Consider the following 3,270-nt stretch of genomic DNA (forward strand, 5'->3'; position numbering starts at 1 on the left):
AAAATCGGGGATTTAATTATGGATAAAAAAGACAAGTTATGTAAATTAGTATCAAAACTAAATACATAAAGAAACAACCAGGTTTAAGGATGGTCAATTCATTCGGTTAAATGAGGAAACAGGAAAAGTAGAAATATTTAAATCACTAGGGTAGACAGATAGACAAAGTGACTAATGAGATTAGTGAAAGTAAGAAACAGAATTTTGATGATATTGACATTTCCTTAGAATGGAATTCCACATCCTCACTGATGTTGGATCTAAGTAGTTATAATTGTGGTAAGTGTTCATTTTGTGGTCAATGGACAACAGACAGAGAAAAGACAAATGCCATTGAGGGAATTTGTAATGGTTCTACTATTGATGGAAGGTTGTTCTGTGATGAATGCTTGCCTAATAATCACAGATGGGCACTTTAATTGTTTTAACTAATTTGTTTATCACTTAATAAAAATTCAAAATTGCTGTCTGTTCAAAGGAAAGTACTATTTTTATCAGAAAGGGAGGGCAATATGTCTTGTGCTGCTGAATTCGGTATTATTGATAATTTTGAAAGAGATAAGGATTACTCCTCAGAATATGAATCTGAAAAATATAATTGTATTGCTATCAATGATGATATTTTGAACGATTGGTGGAACGAACTAACATTAATTAAAACTTACTTCCATTGCCATAGTAGATCTGAATTTGGATTAGTAAGGTGGGGAGTTACTCTTATTCCTCCAGAATCATTAGAGCATTTTTATAATGTTATTTCAAATGATACAAGGTCAAAATCATCGATTGAGCTGATTGACTTAATGATATTGATAAGAAAAGCAATATCTGAAAGTAAATATATTATACACTATGGTGTGTAAGGATTACATTTAAGTAATTGATACTTTATTAACGCACTAAATTTTTTAGAGTTGTTATGCATAAGGTTTATTTAAAGTTTGGCTAGGTGAAGGAATGTCTTGAATGCGGACCGTTAGATGATAGATGGTGTATTTGATTGGCTGATACTTTAGGGATTTATAAATATACATAGAAGATTAGTACTGAAAATTTATATCATACGCAGGAAACATCATAAGATATAAATTTAATAGATTGCAATAAGAGGAAGGGGAAAATATGATGAAAGTTAAGTTGACAATTTTGGAAAGCAAGTGTCGAGGGAATTATCATAGGACAGGAGATACTTTCATAGTAGAGGATATTTGCCCTCCTATTTGTCATGAATTATGGCAGAGCATATATCCTAGTGTTTATACATTATTGAATAAAGGTGATTTAGATTATGAAGCTACTAGAGAAAAGAAATTTCGAATGAGGTGTCCAGATAATGGCAGAGTTTTAATACATGGGGAAGTAGTTCAGGACTAATAACTACAATATGTAATTTTTTAAAGTAGATATTGAAATAAGGTGAATTTTTCTACGAATAATTAAGTTTTTATATATTAAATCATATAAGTAGGACTTCTAAACAGTAAAAATTATTTATATTTAATGAGGAGTGATAAAAATGAATTTTGGATATGATATAACAATTCCTATAGAGGAAGAAACTGAGTATATCGGAAAAAAGTTACTACAATTTAATCTTGAATCAATACCGCTTTCTCAAGAAAAACCATTTATCGAAATTAATAGATGCATAAAAGATAAGAACGGAGAGATTATAGGTGGGATTTTAGCATGTTTAGCACTATGGAATGTTCTCAGCATTGAAACATTATGGGTGAAAAGAGAATATCGTAATCAGGGGGTTGCGAAACAATTATTGAGTATTGTAGAAACAGAGGCGAGAAATAAGGGGTGTAATCTTGCATATTTGAGTACATATGATTTCCAGGCTAAAGATTTTTACTTGAAAAATGGATATAAAATTTTTGGCGTATTAGAGGACTGTCCTAAAGATCATAAGCTTTATCATTTATCCAAGAAATTATAAGCATAATATACAATATCATAGGTATGATACAACATTTATTAATCATGAAAAACTTAAATTAATATTTAGTTCGCATAATACTTTTAAAGTAAATGGGGTACAGTTTATCGATCGTTTAGATTTTATTTCTACATTAGTAGGTAATTTAGCTTAGACACTTGTCATTTTAATTTTATCAATAAAAACTCCTACTGATATCTTTAACTAGATATCAGTTTTTTGTAAAAAAAGGATTTTGGTGAAATATATAGAATTTAAATCATTAAAGTATAACTTATTATCATATATAAGTAGATATTTCAGAAGTAGGGTTTGGGAAGAATCTTTAAGTGCAATAAAAGGTAGATATAGTAATATTGCAGACAAGTTTAATGATATAGATGAATGATTAGGGGGAATCAGTAAGGTGAATAATAGTTGGGAAATGAAGTATAGAGAATTAAAAAATATATGGGGTTTAGAAGCTGAACACATATTAGTTCAATATCAGACCATGGTGAAACCTGGGAAAGTACTTGATTTGGGAATCGGCGAAGGTAGAAACAGTTTAATGTTTGCATTGAAAGGACATAAAATTGAAGGTGTGGATATATCTGAAACAGCGTTACAGCGCTGCAAAGAGTTATTCACTGATATTGGATGTGAGTACTCTCTTGTACATAAAGAATTATCTGAATACGAAATACAAGAACAAAATTGTTCGTTAATAATATCGACATGGTCATTGAATTTCCTGAAAAAGACAGAAGCAATACAGATTATTAAAGAAGCACAACGGGGCTTAGTTTCTGGAGGGTTATTATACATTGGGGTATTTTCTAAAGATGACCCCCAATATCAAGAGTATAAAGCGAAATATCAAGAAGTCGAAACCGACTCCTATTACATACCAGAGAGAAATATCATTAAAACATACTTTGAAAAGAATGAATTACTAAGAACCATTGAATCTGATTGTGAAATTATATGTATAAAAGAAGACATAAGTCTAGATATTGGGCATGGTGAAGAGCATTATCATGGAGCATTAGAGCTGGTTATCCGCAAAATATAAGTAGATAAATTGCCTTTTAAATCATAGAACATAGCGTTTTCCATCATTCAACAAGTTAGTTAGGTCTTGGAATATTTCGCGGTAAAATATTTATTCGACACAGATGATGTTGGAATTACTGAGCGATCAAGGGTGAACCATGGGAACGTTAGATGCAATAGCATGTTATCTGAAATGGCAAAGAAGAGTAATATAAGAGATCCTATCATAAAGAGTTTTATTTTAAGAGGGGTGAAATTGTTGGTTAGAAGAATAGAATTATTCCATTTTG

The 3,270-nt window shown here is 30.5% G+C and carries 7 protein-coding genes; all 7 read left to right on the forward strand.

The window, feature by feature from the left end; translation table 11 throughout:
- Positions 1-167: 167 nt before the first annotated feature.
- Entirely contained in the window at positions 168-419 is a 252-nt protein-coding gene (locus GOQ27_RS01225) for a hypothetical protein (protein WP_203364994.1), read from the forward strand.
- Between the two features lie 93 nt (positions 420-512).
- Positions 513-863 (forward strand): hypothetical protein, encoded by a 351-nt coding sequence (locus GOQ27_RS01230; protein ID WP_203364995.1) that lies wholly within the window; start codon positions 513-515, stop codon positions 861-863.
- A gap of 262 nt (positions 864-1,125) precedes the next feature.
- Positions 1,126-1,374, forward strand: coding sequence for a TIGR04076 family protein (locus GOQ27_RS01235; RefSeq protein WP_252187705.1), 249 nt, complete (start codon positions 1,126-1,128; stop codon positions 1,372-1,374).
- Between the two features lie 142 nt (positions 1,375-1,516).
- Entirely contained in the window at positions 1,517-1,945 is a 429-nt protein-coding gene (locus GOQ27_RS01240; RefSeq protein ID WP_203364997.1) for a GNAT family N-acetyltransferase, read from the forward strand.
- A 238-nt stretch (positions 1,946-2,183) separates the two neighbouring features.
- Positions 2,184-2,333, forward strand: a complete 150-nt coding sequence (locus tag GOQ27_RS01245; RefSeq protein ID WP_203364998.1) for a hypothetical protein — start codon at positions 2,184-2,186, stop codon at positions 2,331-2,333.
- Between the two features lie 18 nt (positions 2,334-2,351).
- On the forward strand, positions 2,352-2,999 hold the full coding sequence (locus tag GOQ27_RS01250; protein WP_203364999.1) for a class I SAM-dependent methyltransferase: 648 nt from the start codon (positions 2,352-2,354) through the stop codon (positions 2,997-2,999).
- Positions 3,000-3,065: 66 nt separating this feature from the next.
- Positions 3,066-3,270: hypothetical protein (locus tag GOQ27_RS16950; RefSeq protein WP_207751246.1), on the forward strand; the 205-nt coding region annotated here is incomplete at its 3' end.

It is taken from the genome of Anaeromonas frigoriresistens (assembly GCF_016820655.1).
GTDB classification, from domain to species: Bacteria; Bacillota; Clostridia; order Tissierellales; family SIT17; genus Anaeromonas; species Anaeromonas frigoriresistens.

Bases quoted from the DNA above. Each gene is read 5' to 3' on its own strand.
- GOQ27_RS01235 (WP_252187705.1), top strand. From the start codon at position 1,126: ATGAAAGTTAAGTTGACAATTTTGGAAAGCAAGTGTCGAGGGAATTAT.
- GOQ27_RS01240 (WP_203364997.1), top strand. From the start codon at position 1,517: ATGAATTTTGGATATGATATAACAATTCCTATAGAGGAAGAAACTGAG.
- GOQ27_RS01230 (WP_203364995.1), top strand. From the start codon at position 513: ATGTCTTGTGCTGCTGAATTCGGTATTATTGATAATTTTGAAAGAGAT.